At 43.7% G+C, this 279-nt stretch carries 1 protein-coding gene; it reads left to right on the top strand.

Annotation, left to right across the window (positions count from 1 at the left end):
• The coding region (locus AAEY68_RS20945; RefSeq protein WP_350586813.1) for an ATP-binding cassette domain-containing protein at positions 1 to 279 on the top strand (279 nt) is incomplete at both ends.

Raw genomic sequence — 279 nt, 5'->3', positions numbered from 1 at the left:
GATATCTGTTACTCGATGAGCCACTGGCTGCCCTTGACATACATTATCAAATCGAGGTTATTCAGCTTATTCGTCGCTTAGTCGATGAGCAAGGTTTGAGTGTGGTCATCATTGTGCATGATATTAATTTGGCCGCGCAGTATGCAGATCGAATCATTGCGCTAAAGAACGGTCACGTTTGTCATAACGGTGATGTGTCCAGCACCATGCAACCCAAAATATTGCACGATATATTCAATATCGATATGCAGTTACTTAGCCATCCAGTCACTGGTCAGC

This window comes from Pseudoalteromonas sp. RB2-MNA-CIBAN-0110 (assembly GCF_040309305.1).
GTDB classification, from domain to species: domain Bacteria; phylum Pseudomonadota; class Gammaproteobacteria; order Enterobacterales; family Alteromonadaceae; genus Pseudoalteromonas; species Pseudoalteromonas arctica.
The sequence above is the reverse complement of the archived record's forward strand: the minus strand, read 5'-3'. Positions and strand labels throughout refer to the sequence as shown.